This window comes from Pseudomonas luteola NBRC 103146 (genome assembly GCF_002091675.1).
GTDB classification, from domain to species: domain Bacteria; phylum Pseudomonadota; class Gammaproteobacteria; order Pseudomonadales; family Pseudomonadaceae; genus Chryseomonas; species Chryseomonas luteola.
In genome coordinates, this window is sequence record NZ_BDAE01000021.1 from 1 (window position 1) to 15487 (window position 15487).

At 53.7% G+C, this 15487-nt stretch carries 14 protein-coding genes; 9 read left to right on the forward strand and 5 right to left on the reverse strand.

The features are described from left to right. Positions 1-157 precede the first annotated feature (157 nt). The 3 genes from PLU01S_RS19285 (at position 158) to PLU01S_RS19295 (ending at position 2624) form a co-directional block, all read left to right on the forward strand. Positions 158-673: a cupin domain-containing protein gene (locus PLU01S_RS19285; protein WP_074829394.1), complete on the forward strand. Its 516-nt coding sequence runs from the start codon at positions 158-160 to the stop codon at positions 671-673. Between the two features lie 426 nt (positions 674-1099). After that, a complete protein-coding gene (locus tag PLU01S_RS19290; RefSeq protein ID WP_074829391.1) occupies positions 1100-2293 on the forward strand; it encodes a GAF domain-containing sensor histidine kinase in 1194 nt (397 codons plus the stop codon). Positions 2294-2387: 94 nt separating this feature from the next. Beyond that, positions 2388-2624: a hypothetical protein gene (locus tag PLU01S_RS19295; RefSeq protein WP_010798593.1), complete on the forward strand. Its 237-nt coding sequence runs from the start codon at positions 2388-2390 to the stop codon at positions 2622-2624. Between the two features lie 47 nt (positions 2625-2671). Here the strand turns inward: PLU01S_RS19295 and PLU01S_RS19300 are convergent, their stop codons facing one another. Next, positions 2672-3283 carry an NAD(P)-dependent oxidoreductase gene (locus PLU01S_RS19300; RefSeq protein ID WP_074829389.1) on the reverse strand — a complete coding sequence of 204 codons (612 nt, stop codon included), beginning with the start codon at positions 3281-3283 and terminating at the stop codon, positions 2672-2674. A 111-nt stretch (positions 3284-3394) separates the two neighbouring features. Between PLU01S_RS19300 and PLU01S_RS19305 the strand changes: the two genes are divergently transcribed. Next, positions 3395-3769 (forward strand): winged helix-turn-helix transcriptional regulator, encoded by a 375-nt coding sequence (locus PLU01S_RS19305; RefSeq protein WP_010798595.1) that lies wholly within the window; start codon positions 3395-3397, stop codon positions 3767-3769. 18 nt (positions 3770-3787) lie between these two features. Here PLU01S_RS19305 and PLU01S_RS19310 read toward each other — a convergent pair whose 3' ends face one another. Continuing rightward, complete coding sequence (locus PLU01S_RS19310; RefSeq protein WP_074829387.1) at positions 3788-4837, reverse strand: DUF1615 domain-containing protein; 1050 nt, start codon at positions 4835-4837, stop codon at positions 3788-3790. A 338-nt stretch (positions 4838-5175) separates the two neighbouring features. Here PLU01S_RS19310 and PLU01S_RS19315 point away from each other — a divergent pair, with 338 nt between their 5' ends. Together PLU01S_RS19315 and PLU01S_RS19320 are read left to right on the forward strand one after the other, a co-directional pair. Further along, positions 5176-6327: a dienelactone hydrolase family protein gene (locus PLU01S_RS19315; RefSeq protein ID WP_074829385.1), complete on the forward strand. Its 1152-nt coding sequence runs from the start codon at positions 5176-5178 to the stop codon at positions 6325-6327. Between the two features lie 19 nt (positions 6328-6346). Continuing rightward, on the forward strand, positions 6347-6685 hold the full coding sequence (locus tag PLU01S_RS19320) for a YceK/YidQ family lipoprotein (protein WP_010798598.1): 339 nt from the start codon (positions 6347-6349) through the stop codon (positions 6683-6685). A gap of 213 nt (positions 6686-6898) precedes the next feature. On the opposite strand, the gene PLU01S_RS19325 is transcribed toward PLU01S_RS19320, so the two are convergent. The 3 genes from PLU01S_RS19325 to PLU01S_RS19335 form a co-directional block, all read right to left on the reverse strand. Beyond that, complete coding sequence (locus tag PLU01S_RS19325; RefSeq protein WP_074829377.1) at positions 6899-7096, reverse strand: hypothetical protein; 198 nt, start codon at positions 7094-7096, stop codon at positions 6899-6901. Between the two features lie 751 nt (positions 7097-7847). Next, positions 7848-7988, reverse strand: a complete 141-nt coding sequence (locus tag PLU01S_RS25800; protein ID WP_019364986.1) for a hypothetical protein — start codon at positions 7986-7988, stop codon at positions 7848-7850. A 154-nt stretch (positions 7989-8142) separates the two neighbouring features. Beyond that, positions 8143-10200 (reverse strand): UvrD-helicase domain-containing protein, encoded by a 2058-nt coding sequence (locus PLU01S_RS19335; RefSeq protein ID WP_074829370.1) that lies wholly within the window; start codon positions 10198-10200, stop codon positions 8143-8145. A gap of 708 nt (positions 10201-10908) precedes the next feature. Here PLU01S_RS19335 and PLU01S_RS19340 point away from each other — a divergent pair. The 3 genes from PLU01S_RS19340 to PLU01S_RS19350 all read left to right on the forward strand — a co-directional run bounded on the left by PLU01S_RS19340 (position 10909) and on the right by PLU01S_RS19350 (position 15447). Next, positions 10909-12330: an OprD family outer membrane porin gene (locus tag PLU01S_RS19340; protein ID WP_074829366.1), complete on the forward strand. Its 1422-nt coding sequence runs from the start codon at positions 10909-10911 to the stop codon at positions 12328-12330. A gap of 337 nt (positions 12331-12667) precedes the next feature. Next, positions 12668-14215 carry a TerC family protein gene (locus PLU01S_RS19345; protein WP_074829363.1) on the forward strand — a complete coding sequence of 516 codons (1548 nt, stop codon included), beginning with the start codon at positions 12668-12670 and terminating at the stop codon, positions 14213-14215. A 224-nt stretch (positions 14216-14439) separates the two neighbouring features. Further along, positions 14440-15447 (forward strand): TerC family protein, encoded by a 1008-nt coding sequence (locus PLU01S_RS19350; protein ID WP_074829360.1) that lies wholly within the window; start codon positions 14440-14442, stop codon positions 15445-15447. Positions 15448-15487: the final 40 nt, after the last annotated feature.

The window sequence follows — 15487 nt, forward strand, 5'->3', positions numbered from 1 at the left end:
ACATTACTGCTTCCTAGACGATCGGCACCATTGATCGCTGACGCGGTTAGCGATCGCACTTCATGGTATCGCTTGCACAAGGGAGCAAAAATGGAATCCGTCATCGCTCTATGATTGTCTATGCTGCATAACCAGACGCCCCACGGATCTCGCAGCCATGACAACAATTCCCGCCAGCAAGGCAGCCGTGCTGGCTCAAACACTTATTCGCAACCTGAACAATGCGTCGCTGACGCATGAAACCTACGGCCCTTTGTTTGAAAGTCAGAGCGGCAGCCTTTCTGAGGGAACGGCTGCACAAAAGCTTGGTTTTTCGCTGGATATCGTTCCGCCAGGCAAGCGCTCATGTCCCTATCACTTTCACCATGCTCAGGAAGAGGCATTTCTCATTCTGGAAGGCACGGGTACGCTGCGGGTGGCAGGCGAGTATGTGCCGATACAGGCCGGCGATGTGCTTTTTATTCCTGCCGGCCCTGACTATCCACATCAGATCATCAATACGTCTCACGCTGAGTTGAAATACCTGTCAATCAGCACGAAAGAGTCGCCCGAAGTCGTAGAGTATCCAGATTCGGGTAAGTACCTTGCGACTGCCAGTGCCAAGGGAATCAAGGCGTTTCGCGCTCTACAGAGGACCGAGGCCAACTTGGACTATTGGGAAGGTGAAATCTGAACACGGCTGTGTTCTGGAGGCCTCTCTATGCCCGAGGTTATGTCGTTAGAGAGGCATTGCTTGCTGCCGTGACCTGTATGGGCGTGCGCTTTTTCCATTTCCAGCCAGCAGCCATCCTGCTACAGGTACGGTCGTTATAGAACACTATCCTGCTAATACGGTAGCGCTTCACGCTCAACAGCGTCCCACTGTGTAAGCCTCCGGGCACGCCTAAGCCAGGGATGTGTCATGCAGGCGGCTCTTGAGCCATCCGAGGGTAAAAGACGGCAATGGCAAGCGACTTTGAAAGTCGTCTCCCTGGCCAGGAGTCTCACCTGTGTAAACTGTATACGTCCAAAGGTTGTCAACGATACGATAAGCGCGTTCACTACCCTGATCTATCGTCAGGGGCAGCCGTGAAGTACGCCTCGCTTCAAGGTATAACTCATGATGCGTACACTCGAGAATGATCTTTCCATCATCGCTAGAATCAGTGCTGTTGGCGTTATTCTCAAGGTCATATCTGAAAGCACCCTTCTTAGTTTTGTCGCAATTGCACGGGTAACTGAAGATTCCTGGACAACCTGTGCCGTATTGGACCTGATCGGCTTTGGGCTCAAGGTAGGCGATCCTCTGGATGTCACCACAACACTGTGCCGCGAAGTCCATGCAAGCCAGGACTCGATCCTAATCAATCACGCCAGTGCAGATACGCGCTACTGCAGCCACCCAACCCCCAAGCAGTACGGTTTTGAAAGTTATATCTCGGTTCCCATCTTCCGACGCGATGGCAGTTTCTTCGGTACGTTGTGCGCATTGGATCCAGAGCCCGCGAATCTGGACGAGACGAAAACTTTGGCAATGATGAGTTCGTTTACTCATCTGCTTTCGCTGGAAATAGAAACCCAGGAAAACCTTATCGAAACCGAAAGCAAGCTGCTTGATGAAAAGCTGACGGCCAAATCCCGAGAGCATTTTCTTGCCTTGGTTGGCCATGATCTACGCAATCCACTGTTCTCCATTTGTGCGGGTGCACAGCGGCTGCTGAAAACACCGCGCGAGGATCAGGAGCGCTCGCTGGTCGAACTGATCCACTCTTCTGCCCAGCGAGCCCTACGAATGGTGGAAGACATCTTTGATTTCTCTAGAGGACAGCTGGGTAACGGCATCCCGCTAGCCAAGGAGGAGCGCGGCAACCTGGAACTGCACCTTCGGCAGGTCGTCAATGAGCCACAGGCAACCTACCCTGATCGCTGCATTGAAAGTGCGGTAAATACATTGGGGACGGTTTATTGCGATTGCGACCGCCTGGTGCAGCTTCTGTCGAACCTGACAGCCAACGCCATTCAGCACGGCAATCCGCAAAGCCCTATTCTGATCCGTGCAGAGGTGGAGAATGGTTTACTGACGCTATCCGTTCACAACGATGGCGAGCCTCTTTCTGAAAACATCCTGTCCGGCCTGTTCCAACCGTATTGGCGAGCCAGCCGAACGACGCTTCAAACCAACCTGCAACAGGGGCTGGGTATCGGGCTGTACATCGTCAATGAAATCGCCCGCTCCCATGGTGGCCATATGAAGGTAGATTCCAACCGAGACAGCGGGACGGTATTCACCCTCACCATGCCAGTAAATCGCTAGCAAGCAAGCGCTCTAGCATCGCCTTTCGAGCCGAATGGCAGGAACATCGGCGGTGCTGTACCTGTCGAAGTGAAAACATCGACAGAATGGTTTTATGACAGTGAACGCCTTGAAATACCGCCTTGCCTCGCTCGATCCGCCCGTCAAGTACACACTTGAGAGTCGCGGCGATGTATTTGTCATTACGCTCATCGACCCGCGAACACCTGCCAAGGTTGAGCGGAGCCTGCTTAATCGTCATGCCGCGAATCAGGAACTCATGAACACCATCATTGAAGATGCCATCCATGAGCTCCGTCGCAAAAGTTCTGCCGTTGCACGGGATCTATAAGCGCAACCGCTTACGAGCAAGCGAACGGTAACGATTCTGTCCTCGTTTTAGTACCCAACGGTAAACCGGTTGCGGAGATGCCTGCCTTGCTCCAATTCGTCAACCATGGCGATTGCATAATCTTCGAATGAAATGTGGCTCCGTCCCTTCTGATCTACCAGCAGGCTGTCTTCACCCAGTCGAAACGCCCCAGTGCGTGGCCCATGTACGAATTCGGCCGAGGGCGAAAGAAATGTCCAGTCAAGCGCTGGCTCCCTTTGTAACCGCTCGAGAAAGAGCGCACCCGCCGAAGCCTCTGGCTTGTATTCCGCTGGGAAATCAGGCGTATAGATTACTCTGACTCCGGGTGCCACCTCAAGGCTTCCCGCGCCACCCACTACCAGATAACGTCTGATCCCAGCCTTTTTTACCGCTGAGATAAGAATTTCCGGGTTGCTGCTGGTAAACATGACGGCACTGATAACGGCGTCATGACCCTTTAGGACCCCCGTCAATTCAGCTTCGTTATTCGCATCGACCGCTACCGGTAGTACGCCTGCTGCCTTTTTTATACGAGAGGCATTTCTGGCAATTGCAGTCACTTGATGCCCTCGCTTCACCAACTCATCCTGAATGCACGAGCCGGCATTTCCTGACGCGCCAATTAATGCAACCTTCATGTATAGTCCCCTTCCGTTAGTTAGTAACTTTCGGAAACCACGTTAATTGACGCGGTACGTTCCGACAAGAACGCACTTTTTTCTCACTTGGTTACTTTGAGGTGACTGCCAATGAATCAAGCGGCTCTGGCACCCGACACATTTAGCGCTGACTGTCCAACCCGACGGATACTGGATCGAATTGCAGATAAGTGGACGGTGCTGATACTCGATCTTCTGCTGGAAAGCCCCCTACGGTTCAATGAGCTATTGCGCCGAATCGGCGGGCTTTCCCAGAAGATGTTATCGCAGACGTTGAAAACGCTCGAGCGGGACGGTCTGGTCTTGCGTACAGCATTTCCCACCGTTCCGGTCACCGTGGAATACCGTATCACCGAGCTGGGCGTTACCCTCGCCGAGACGCTCAAGCCACTTCGGTTGTGGGCAGAGGCGAATATGGAGGCGATCGATCAGGCCCAACTGCGCTACGACAGCACGCCTCGGTAAACCAAGGCGTGCTGCACGTTACTTCGCACGCGCCAGACAGCGCTGGTAGCGCTCCTCGACACGCTTGGCAAACCAGGCGGTGGTTAGTTTGCGGGTAATCTTGGGGCTTTCGAGCGTAATGCCTGGCAATATGGCCCGAGGTAGCGATTTACCCGCTTTCTTCTCAGCCAACTCGAAAACGCGGGTGTACAATTTGGATTCCTCGAAATCGAGTGTTTCTCCTTTTTCAAGCGCACGTCGTATGGCCAGTTCACTCATGTCCAGTCGTTTGCCCAGCTTACGGACGGCCAGTTCGGTTGCACTCGGCTCCAGTGAGCCATAGCGGATCAGATCGCCGTCCAGCGCAAGAGAAACGCCTGTCAGACTGCTCACTGCCCGCTGAAACGCAGCATTACGGCTCGAATACCAACCGGCATTGTAATCGGCAAATCGGTAGATCTGTTGGGTGTAGCTGACCGGATAGCCAAGCAGGTGTGCCGTCCCGAAATAGACACCGCCGCGTCGGGTAAAGACCTCGTTACGGATCGATCCGTCAATCGTATAGGGATAACCTCTGGATTGGCGCTCAGCGAACGCTACGCTGACCTGCATCGGCCCGCCAGTTTCAACAGGGTTGAAGCTGCCAAAGAGTGTCTTGCCCAGCGGAACCATGCCAATGAAGTCATCAAAGATATCGCTCAGCTCTTTTTCGGTATGCGCCGCAGCAAGTCGCTCGTTATAGGTTTTGCCGTTGGGTGACCGTAGGCTTAATGCGGTACGGACCAGAAAGGCCGGTATATGCAACTTGCCGGCGCGGCGATCGATTTCCTTTTTCGCAATCGAGCCCATGCCTGGCACTCGAGGGTTTGCCTGAAACGTGGACTCCTGCTCAGTCACCGCCAATACGGAACAGATGTTTTCGGTCGTTGGAGGAATTTTTTGCGCATCGAATGCCGTATAAATATCCCTGGCCCAGCCCTGGCGCTCAGACACACTACCAGGCATGAGCCTGACAATCCTGGCTTGTACTTCAGTTGGGCTGGGCGCAGATACCTGCTGCGGAGAATGTGTTCCACATCCTGCCAGCATCAATAGGGCTGTAAGTCCAAGAGCGTACCGGCCATAGCGTAAACCGCTATCCAGTCCACTGGAAATGGAGTGGAATGATACAGGGAACGTGGCCACCGTGGGTGTGAGACGGAGGGTCTGCAAGGATTATGGTTCCCGTGTCAAGGTGAGATGCGTGTGAGACCTGCCCCCTATCGAAAGAATTCCACCTCGATAGCAAACGTAACGGCCTGCCTCATCCTATTGGATATCGGCCTGAACAGCTGAGATCCGGATTGCCAGATGGCCCATCCATTTTTAAGTTGTCATACTGCTGTCTATACTCTCGCCTCAATAACAACAACAGCCGGAGTCGCACCTTGAATATTCTGAAATCTCTCGTGCTTTGCGGGATCAGCCTTGCCGCAACGGCAAATGCCCAGGCCCAGTCAGCTTCCGCTCCCATTACGGCCGACGCACTTCCCGGCAATTACCTGCTGCTCAAACAGAAGATGACCTATCCAGATAGCTGGCTGTCAGGTCATTACAAGCACTTTTCAAAATGGCGTACCCATGCCCAAACGCTACTGCGCGAGGCGTTGCTAACGCCAGATTCAAAGCGTGCCTTCAACGCTCAGGTTATTGATCAGCAGCAGCGTTCAGGCTACAGCGCTCAGAAGATCAGGTTCACGCTGACGGATGAAAGTCGTGTCAACGCTCTGCTTCTCTTGCCTGATACGCCCGGCCCTCATCCCGCGGTGCTAATGCTGCATGACCATGGGGCGCGCTTTGATATTGGCAAAGAGAAGATGGTCAAACCATGGGGTGATCAAACAGTATCTGCTTCCGCGCAGCAGTGGGCCGACAAATATTTCTCTGGCCGCTTTCCTGGCGATGAGCTGGCCAAGCGGGGCTACGTTGTGCTTTCGGTCGATGCCCTTGGTTGGGGTGAGCGCGGCCCGGTGACATACGAACAGCAACAGGCGCTTGCCAGCAATTTCTTCAATCTGGGACGTTCCCTTGCCGGAACAATGGCCTATGAAGACATGCGCTCGGTCGATTTTCTGGCAACGCTCCCCCTAGTCGACGCACGTCGCATCGGCTTTGTCGGGTTCTCCATGGGGGCCTTTCGCGCCTGGCAGTTAGCAGCCCTTTCAGACAAGGTTGCGGCAACTGCTGCCATTTCCTGGTTTGGGACTTACCGAGGCCTGATGACGCCAGGGAATAACACATTACGCGGCCAGTCATCGTACTACATGCTGCATCCAGGCATACCGGCCCGGCTCGATATTCCAGACGTTGCCGGAATTGCTGCACCCCGTCCGTTGTTGCTTTTCAACGGTGGAAAGGACACGCTGTTCCCTTCAGAATCGGTCGAAGCGGCTTACGCCAAGGTGCACCGCATCTGGCGTTCTCAACAGGCCGAGCTGAATCTCACCACACAGCTGTGGCCCGAACTTGGCCATGTGTTTGTGCAGGAGCAACAGGAAGCCGCTTTTGTCTGGCTTGATCAGTGGCTCAAGCCACGTTGATATAGAAGGAACGATAGGCATGAAGCTTGACACGATTGCCATTGGCGTCCTGGCGCTGAGCCTGACTGGGTGTGGAACCCTCAATACGGTGTTCCAAGACGATGCGACTACTAGCTACAAGCTCAGGCAGCAGAAAACCTATTGCGAGTCCATAAGCCGGGTCTATAGCGGCGTGGCGTACGATTTCTGCTCACTCAACGCTCCGCCCGTTATCTATCCCCCACCTCAGGAAAAACATGCTGTTCCACTGATTGCGGTAGATATGGCGCTTTCTGGTGTGTTGGATACGTTGGTATTGCCTTACACGATCTATCAGCAGAACAAATACGGCAGTATGGAAATCAAGGGCCAGAAATAGTTTCTCCTTTTCCTTGCAGCCAGTAGTACCCGCTCGTAAGCGTTTGGATCTGCACTCGGTTAGCCAAGTGTAATCGAGTACAGATACTTACAGCGTGAACTAGGAATCGACCGAAGAACGGCCCAGGGGCCAGAATACTGCATGGAGGCGCAGCCAGCAGTGGCTCGGCAAAACTTCCCAGCCAGGGCGAGGGATGGTGCTCCATACGACCAACTACCAACACACCCACCTCATCACGACTGCAGATAGTCGGTCACCGCAAAAATGGGCTGCAATCGCCTCGACATAATCAAACATGACCAGGTCAAATGCCGCTCGGCTGGTTTGCGCCAGCGCCTGGGCACGCTTAAAGGCAGCAGTCCGCTGACAGCTGTTGTCCACCACAAGAAGGAGGCGTTGATAGCGATTCATGCCGCGGCTCCTTGGGGCTCTCCCCTACCTGATGCCACTATCGTCATACGCCTGTAAAGCCAAGGCTTGATACATATCAAGAAAATGAAGCAGACCTGCGTGTTGCAGGACACCATAAGTCACGGCACGTGATGTCACCCAGGTAGAAGGTGTTTCTCAGCCTGCCCCAGTTATGGATATCGGCAGCGCCGATTATCCATACGTCGCCGGGTTTCGCATATGACGCAAAGGAGTGCTTAGCTTGGAGGTACGTTCAAGTGGGGCCTACGGAAGTGACTAACATGGTCCAGGCTACCGCGCTCCGCTCAAACGGCAGTCTGTAGTACAGCACGTCGGTTACCTACGTAACCAAGGCCATGATCGCTGGCGGTGAAATAAGGCTGAAATGAAAAGAGCGGTATGTATACAGCACGCACAAGTCTTGATGTAAATCAGTACCAGACGCTCTACATGAGCGTAACTATGGACGAAACCTTACATGGTCCCTGCCCATGAACATACTTATCAAACAGTCGCCAGCCCACTCCCTGCTCCAGCTCATGATTCACGGCTGCGATCTACAAGCCGGAACAATGTTGGCCCAGGAGCGCCAGCATGAGCAGTCGGGCCCCGTTCGCCTGTCTAGACATTTGAGACAAGGCTCCACTGCTTTTTTGGATCTTTATCAAAAGCGCTAATCGCTGTCAGGTTAATGTGTCATCCCTTGTGCTTACGCAACAGCTCGCATCAAGCACGAGGGATGGCACCCGTTTCAACGGACTGGATCAATGTTGCCAGTCGCCTTTTTAAGCTGTACCTGTTTTTGCGTACCCAGCAGAAAAGCCGCTTTTTCGGCAAAACTGGTGTGGATATGCAAGGCATTGGCTGGATTACGAAACAATTGATGAGTCATGGCGCTACCCTCTTTATCTGGTGGGCTCTTCAAGGAAGAGACAGGCTCACCATAAGCAGCGCAGGAACAGGCTAGAAATGTTTTGTAGCACTAGTCATCATCAGCCAAATCGATAATCGGAGAAACAGATTCCTTTTCAAGGGCTTAGCCGCTATCAACATGGCCCTCTCGATTTGGTCGTATACCAGAGTACACGACTAACTCCTCGTGTGATCGCGACATAAGAGAGCCTTGATGACTCATCGGCCATCGCCTGATCATAGGTGTTCTGAAAAAAACCAGACGCTGCATACAATGCGTTGCGCAGCGGATGCGGTAAGGTACCGGCTCCATCATCGACAACAATGGCCACTTCAGCCTGTAATCCCTTCGCGCGGTGAATGGTATAGCAGCGAACCGGTAGCGCCTTGTCGAGATGGCTTTGAAGAGTCTTGAGCGTCTCATTGCGTCGGCTCAACACCAACACCGCAGTCCGCTCCGAAGAGTTTCGACTTGCAGCGTGGGCGCACTGAGCCTCGATCTCCTTTACCACTTCCTGCAGGCGACTCTTGAAATCGAACCGTGTAACCGCCTGCACGCCATGATCACCTCGCTTGACAGTCCTGGCGGCCTGGCAGGTCTTTTCCTGCTTGAATACTACGCCAGCCAATACTCTCTCAGCGTCCCGAATAATGGGTTCCACGGAGCGGTAGTTGGTAGCCAGCGTCAGAACGGTACTTTTTCTGTTTCGCCCCTGGCTTGGAAAATGACGGTCGAAGTTCATGAAGAGTTCGGGAGAGCTTCCTCGCCAGCCATAAATGGATTGCCAGTCATCCCCTATCGCCATAAGACTGATTGCCCGCTTCTGACGGGCCAGATATCCATGGACGGCTTGTAGCCACAATACGATCTGTGGGGAGATGTCCTGAAATTCATCGATCAGCAGATGACTGAAGGGCATCAGCATTTCCGGACGGATACTCCGATCGTTTCGATTGAGCCGATCGGTAAGCTCCTGAAACGCACGGTTGAACGTCAGCAGGCCCCTCTCTTTCAGACAGGCTTCAAACGTTTTCCAGAAGAGCCCCAGGGCCTCGATAAAGATCTGCTCGCGAACGGAACACTGCACGCTATCGCTTTGTAGACGATCTATCCGTAGTCCCAGGCTTTCGATAAAGCCCGCCTGGACGTAGAACGCCTCAAAAAGCGGAACCGCTACGAACTCGCCCTCCAGCTTGAACGGCTTGAGTGGAGCGGGCCTGTTTCCTTCGCTTTCATCGCTTTCGTTAGCAATATTCAAAAGCTTGTCGACCTTCCTCTTGAACGCCGGGACGTCTGAATAGGCACGCTGGTAGGCCTGTTTGAGCAGGTCCAACTGCACAGGATGAAGACGGCCGCCTGTCAATGGATTGTCCAGCTCGGTAGCCGATGCTTTGCGATCGGACAGCTGCTCAAACCATACCGGCGCACCTAATGCGTCCTTGGCGAGCATACCCATCGCCGAATGAAAGGTCCGTACGCAGCTGCGCGCCTGCTCAGCTGAAAAAGAGAACTTCCAGAAGGACAATACCTTGATAAGCTGCTCGCGCAGCTGCGCGCAGGAGTCGTTAGTAAACGATATGACTGTGAGCTGTTCGGGCTTGATATCCAGATGGCACAGCATGAAGACTACGCGCAGCACCAGCGTAGTGGACTTGCCCGACCCTGCACCTGCAAAGATGCGCGTAGCCGGGCTGCGGCTGACAATCATACTCCACTGCTCGTCTGACGGCGCCCGGATCACTCCTGCTTTGACGGCTTCGGCTACGCGCTCATGCATCGCCTGAACGTGCTGCTCGGTTATAGACAGTAACGCAGGCCCATAGAGTCCTTCCGTGGTAGCTCTATGGGCCTTGGGCTCAGACTCCAGAGGCTTCTTGGCTCGTCCGCTCGGCTTCGTCGATCGCTTGGTCGCAGTCGCACTCTTGCTTTGAGCTTTTTTAGCCGTGGGAGCCGGCTTGCCACGCTTTGGAGAACCTTTTGCACCGGTTTCAGGTTTTTTGCGTGGGTTGACTTTCTGGGTGGGCTTACGGGTGACCATGGACTTGAGTTTATTGGTCAGCAACGAGCCCGCCTGCTTGCTTGGCTTGGGATGAGACAGCGGGCCATCACCATTGCTCTGCAGGTATTCCGTGGTACGTGGAAAATAGTTCGATAACGCCCCTGCCAGGTAGCGTTTAACAGCAGACAGCATGTGGATTCTATCCGGTTGAAACTCACCCTCAATGATACGGCGTTTTGGCTCGTTGTGCTGGATAGATAATCAGGGGAATGCTCAGTGTGGCTGCAACTAGCAGAAGCAAACTACCGGCAGCCAAGCACCCTTTTGAAAAACCATGCACCATTACAGAGCACACCTGTGCACAGTCGGTGCGCATTTCATTACCAATATCTTTCTCAGGCGTAACAATGGTTTAGCGACTGTTACCAAATGTATACAGGCTTAATGATATCGAAACTGCCCTGATTTTATGCATTTACGCCATAAATATATGTGTAACGGACAAACATAAACCTGACTAATCAGTCATGTTTCCTTGGGTACAGCTTCTGCATAGAGCCCTACGACGGGCATGAAATCCTGGAACTGTTTCCATGGATCTCCATGCCGTTAAACGGCCTGCTTGGTTGCCTTGGCCCTGTCTCGATACGCCATTCGAGAAGTGAGCAAAGCGCAATAGAAGCAGAAACCCATTTTATTCAAATTGACTCGGCGAGACGGGTTTCTAAGCCATGGGCCTAGTACGTCTCGATTGAGGGAGAGCAAATACGTAAGCGTTGCGTTAACCGTCCTGGCAGAGCGTATAGCGCCGCGCCGCGGACACTTTCCTTCTGCCTGTCAGCAGGAAAAGCACCATGGGGCGTTTCACTCGAACTCCTATAAAAATCATAAGGAAAATAGATGTCTACTTTGTACCGCGCTGGTTTTACCCTTTCGCTACTTGCACTTTCGCTTGCAGCTCAGGCTCAGTCTCCGGCCCCTGATGATCCCAGCTACATCAATGAAGTCCAAAGCCTTCCCAATGTACAGAAGCCGGTCAAAGGCCAGGCAGGCGCCAAGGGATTTTTTGAAGACGATACGCTAACGCTGACCACGCGGAACTTTGCTGCTCGGGAGATCGGGCAGGACCGTTTCGGTTTCACCTATCCCAAGAACGGCTCCCGTCACTTCACTCATACTCGTAATACCTGGGTTCAGGGCACAGCGCTCAAATACAGCTCCGGTTATACGCAAGGTACCGTGGGGTTCGGTATCGATGTTGCTGGGTTCAATGCCATCAACCTGGAGCGAGGCAAGGGACGAATCGGTGGTGGCGGCAACCGTACGCTGGCAGACAGTGACGGTCATGGCCACGATGAATGGTCAAAGCTAGGGGTGGCTGATGTCCGTTTGCGTGTGTCCAATACCGAGCTTAAGGTCGGTCGCTTTCTGATTGATACACCCGTGGTCAGCTATAACGACAACCGCGCTCTGCCCTCCAGTTTTACCGGTTTCGGGATCGTCAGCGATGAATGGGACAACCTGTCGCTTCAAGCCGGCAGCTTCCGCCGTGCCAGTCCGCGAACCGGTGCAGGCGATGAGAAATTCACGACCGAATACGGTACACGTGAAGTCATTGGTGATCATTTGAGTTACCTGGGCGGTAACTACAAGCCGCTGGACGGGTTCGAGATCAGCCTCTACGGCGCACAGTTTGAAGACGTCTGGAACCAGTATTACTTGGGATTGAGCAAGACCGGCGGTGATATCAAGACGTTTGGCTGGAAAGCTGCATTCAATGGTTATCGTACCCTCGATCAAGGCGATGCGAAGGCTGGCAATATAAACAATACTGCCTGGAGCATGGCGCTTACCGGTAGCCATCAGGCTCACAGCCTGACGTTCGTGTATCAGCAGATTGAAGCAAACGAGTACTTCGACTATGCCCACGAGACCGCTGCGATCTACTTGGGCAACTCGATGTTTTCGGACTATAACGGGCCAAACGAGAAGTCCGCCCAGGTCCGGTACGAGACCGACTGGAGCTACTTCGGTGTTCCGGGTCTGACAACGGGCATCTGGTACGTTAAGGGCTGGGACATCGACGGTACGCATTACAATCCCGGCAGTGGCAATTACGCTAACTATGCCGAAGTACTACAACAGGACGGGGAAACCCACCACGAACTCGGGCTGGTCGGCACATACCAGGTCCAGTCCGGCCGAATCAAGGACAGCAAGTTCCGCCTGATGCTGACCCGTCACAAGGCTAGCCAGAATCAGGTAGACGGCAGCTTCAAGGAGATCCGCCTCGTTTCCACATTGCCATTCAACTTCCTGTAATACCGAAGGACGCGCTTCGGCGCGTCCTTTCTCACCCTGCTGGTCCATAGCAAATTGTAATAGTTTCGCTTTAGGCAAATGTCTATCGCCCGGTTAAGCTCTAGGCTTTCCACTCTATCCAAGGTGTTATGAACACGTCCTCCGAACCTCCCAGTCGACGCTTCCCTTCCATATCGAGCGGCCCTGCTCAGCGTCACGTTGCCACTTCCTTACGCCCTTTCTGTTTACCTCACAATGCCCTCTCGTTGCCACGGTGCCTGCTTGATCATCCCATCGCGCACACCGACGCTGTACACGTTCGGCTATTCAACTTCCAACAGATAGAGGCCTGATCCACATGGAATGGATTGCTGATCCCACCGCGTGGCTGGGGCTTGCCACGCTGATCGTGCTTGAGCTGGTCCTAGGCATCGATAACCTGGTGTTTATTGCCATTCTGGCAGACAAACTGCCGCCTCACTTACGTGACCGCGCCCGCATCATCGGCCTGTCGCTGGCGATGCTGATGCGTCTGGGTCTGCTGGCCGGCATTTCGTGGCTGGTAACCCTTACCGCTCCGTTGTTCGAGGTATTTGGCAAGAGCTTTTCCGGGCGCGACCTCATTATGCTGTTTGGCGGTATTTTCCTGCTCTTCAAAGCCACGATGGAATTGCATGAACGCCTTGAAGGACATGTCGTTCAGGCACGAAACAGCAAAACCTACGCGGCTTTCTGGCCTATCGTCGCTCAGATCGTGGTGCTGGACGCGGTCTTCTCGCTGGATTCCGTGATTACCGCGGTCGGCATGGTCGACCATCTCTCCATCATGATGATCGCGGTGATCGTCTCGATCGGGGTAATGATCGTTGCGAGCAAGCCTCTGACCCACTTCGTCAATGCACATCCTACCGTCATCATGCTGTGCCTGGGTTTCTTGATGATGATCGGTTTGAGCCTGACCGCCGATGGTTTGGGCTTTCATATTCCGAAGGGCTACCTGTATGCCGCGATTGGCTTCTCGATTCTGATCGAGCTGCTCAACCAGATCGCACGCCTGCGACGTCGTAAGAAGCTGCACGGAAACCATCCCTTGAGGGAGCGCACGGCATACGCGGTCATGCGCCTGTTGGGCGGGCGCAGGTTTGAAACGGACGAGATGGATGACGAGATCACCGACCTGCTGGATGATGACCGCGATCAAAGCGTCTTCCATCGCCAGGAACGCATCATGATCAGCAGTGTATTGAACCTGTCCGAACGGCCGATTCGCAGCCTCATGACGGTACGCTCCGATGTGGACTACATCGACCTTGCCAATACGGATGAGCACAATCGCCAGCGTCTGATGGACTCCCCTCACTCACGCCTGCCGGTCATACGAGACGGTAAAGTTGATGAGCCGCTGGGATTTATTCATAAGAAAGACCTGCTTCGTGAGTTGTTGGCAGGACACGATGTAGCATTCGATAGCGCTGTTCATGTCCCTATCGTATTGCCAGAAACCTGCGGGGCCTTGCATGCGTTGGAGCAGCTTCGCCATGCGTCGACGCACATCGCGTTTGTAGTCAACGAATTCGGTGATTTCGTAGGTGTGCTGACCATTACCGATATGCTTGAGGCCATTGCAGGTGATCTACCAGACGCCAGCGAAATGGAAGTGCCTGATATCCGCAAGGACAAGGACGGTTTTATCGTCAGTGGTGGACTTCCGCTGGGTGTTCTCAGGCAGCGCCTGGGCTTTCAGGCCAAGGCTACTCAGGACTATCAGACGCTGGCCGGCCTCGTCATGAGCCTGCTGGATCGGTTGCCTGTCAAAGGTGATCGCGTGGAATGGCTAGATTGGAGTCTCACCGTGACCGATATTGACGAGCGACGCGTTAGCCGCGTTTATCTTCGCAAGCGATAAGGCCATTGTCAGGGGCTCTTGGAAAAGGCGGCTTCACGCCGCCTTTTCTGTTCACCCGCATTTGCTCGTTCCCCTCATAAAGTCGCAACGTTTTGTCAAACTTGTCAGTTGAGACGCTGCAGGAAAGGACTTAACGTAATCAGCGTGACGCCGGGCCCCTCTGACGGTTCCTACCGCCATGTCGGAGTCACAGCTGGTACAACTTCGACTGTAAGGAGGGGCTCATGAACACCCTAGAAGCGTTTCTGTTCGCCGATTTTCTTGGTACGGCCACATGGTTGTGGCTTGCATTTCTGGCTGTCGTCATCACCCTGCTCACGTTTGATCTTGGGGTTCTGCATCGTGACAATCACGAGATAGGGATCAAGGAAAGTCTATTCCTCTCGGCAGGCTATATCAGCATGGGCTTGTTGTTTGCCGTATGGGTATGGTTCCAGAAAGGCGGTGACGCCAGCATGGACTACCTGACCGGCTTTCTAATCGAAAAGTCGCTCTCCATGGACAATGTGTTTGTCATGGCGATCATCTTCAGCTTTCTTGGCATTCCTCGACAGTATCAGCACAAGGTGCTGTTCTGGGGAATCATGGGTGTAATCGTCCTCCGAGCGCTTATGATTGGCCTGGGCGCAGCCCTTATCCATCAGTTCAGCTGGATCCTCTATGTGTTCGGGGTATTTCTTGTCGTCACCGGCATCAAAATGCTGTTCGCCAAGGTGGATGAAGCTCCAAACCTGGAAGATAACGTCCTGGTCAAGTTCTTGCGCAGACGGATGCGCGTTACGAATGAGCTGCACGAGCAGCACTTCTTTGTAAGGAAACCTAATGCTGCCGGTCACACAGTCTGGTGGGCAACACCGTTGTTCCTCGCGTTGATTCTGATTGAGTGTGCTGATCTGGTGTTTGCGGTAGACAGCGTACCGGCGATCTTCTCGATCACACAGGACCCGTTCATTGTCTACACCTCGAACATCTTTGCGATCCTGGGTTTGCGTGCACTCTACTTTGCGCTGGCTGCCCTGATTCATCGCTTCGCCTACCTCAAGTATGCGCTGGCGTTGGTTCTGGTATTCATCGGGAGCAAGATCTTCCTGGTGGGCATCATTGGCAAAATACCTGCCGCCTTGTCATTGAGTGTAACGCTGGGCTTGCTGGCGGGTGGCGTACTGGTATCACTCTGGAAAACCCGGTCAACGGAACCTGCCAAGATCGAGCGCCCCAACGCTGAGCGCTGATCAGGTTAATGCTCAAGCCCTGGCGCCTTACTCGCCAGGG

What these genes read in the sequence shown, in the direction of transcription:
- PLU01S_RS19285 (WP_074829394.1), top strand. Translation starts at nt 158, where the DNA reads ATGACAACAATTCCCGCCAGCAAGGCAGCCGTGCTGGCTCAAACACTT.
- PLU01S_RS19290 (WP_074829391.1), top strand. Translation starts at nt 1,100, where the DNA reads ATGATGCGTACACTCGAGAATGATCTTTCCATCATCGCTAGAATCAGT.
- PLU01S_RS19295 (WP_010798593.1), top strand. Translation starts at nt 2,388, where the DNA reads ATGACAGTGAACGCCTTGAAATACCGCCTTGCCTCGCTCGATCCGCCC.
- PLU01S_RS19300 (WP_074829389.1), bottom strand. Translation starts at nt 3,283, where the DNA reads ATGAAGGTTGCATTAATTGGCGCGTCAGGAAATGCCGGCTCGTGCATT.
- PLU01S_RS19305 (WP_010798595.1), top strand. Translation starts at nt 3,395, where the DNA reads ATGAATCAAGCGGCTCTGGCACCCGACACATTTAGCGCTGACTGTCCA.
- PLU01S_RS19310 (WP_074829387.1), bottom strand. Translation starts at nt 4,837, where the DNA reads ATGCTGGCAGGATGTGGAACACATTCTCCGCAGCAGGTATCTGCGCCC.
- PLU01S_RS19320 (WP_010798598.1), top strand. Translation starts at nt 6,347, where the DNA reads ATGAAGCTTGACACGATTGCCATTGGCGTCCTGGCGCTGAGCCTGACT.
- PLU01S_RS19325 (WP_074829377.1), bottom strand. Translation starts at nt 7,096, where the DNA reads ATGAATCGCTATCAACGCCTCCTTCTTGTGGTGGACAACAGCTGTCAG.
- PLU01S_RS25800 (WP_019364986.1), bottom strand. Translation starts at nt 7,988, where the DNA reads ATGACTCATCAATTGTTTCGTAATCCAGCCAATGCCTTGCATATCCAC.
- PLU01S_RS19335 (WP_074829370.1), bottom strand. Translation starts at nt 10,200, where the DNA reads ATGCTGTCTGCTGTTAAACGCTACCTGGCAGGGGCGTTATCGAACTAT.
- PLU01S_RS19340 (WP_074829366.1), top strand. Translation starts at nt 10,909, where the DNA reads ATGTCTACTTTGTACCGCGCTGGTTTTACCCTTTCGCTACTTGCACTT.
- PLU01S_RS19345 (WP_074829363.1), top strand. Translation starts at nt 12,668, where the DNA reads ATGGAATGGATTGCTGATCCCACCGCGTGGCTGGGGCTTGCCACGCTG.
- PLU01S_RS19350 (WP_074829360.1), top strand. Translation starts at nt 14,440, where the DNA reads ATGAACACCCTAGAAGCGTTTCTGTTCGCCGATTTTCTTGGTACGGCC.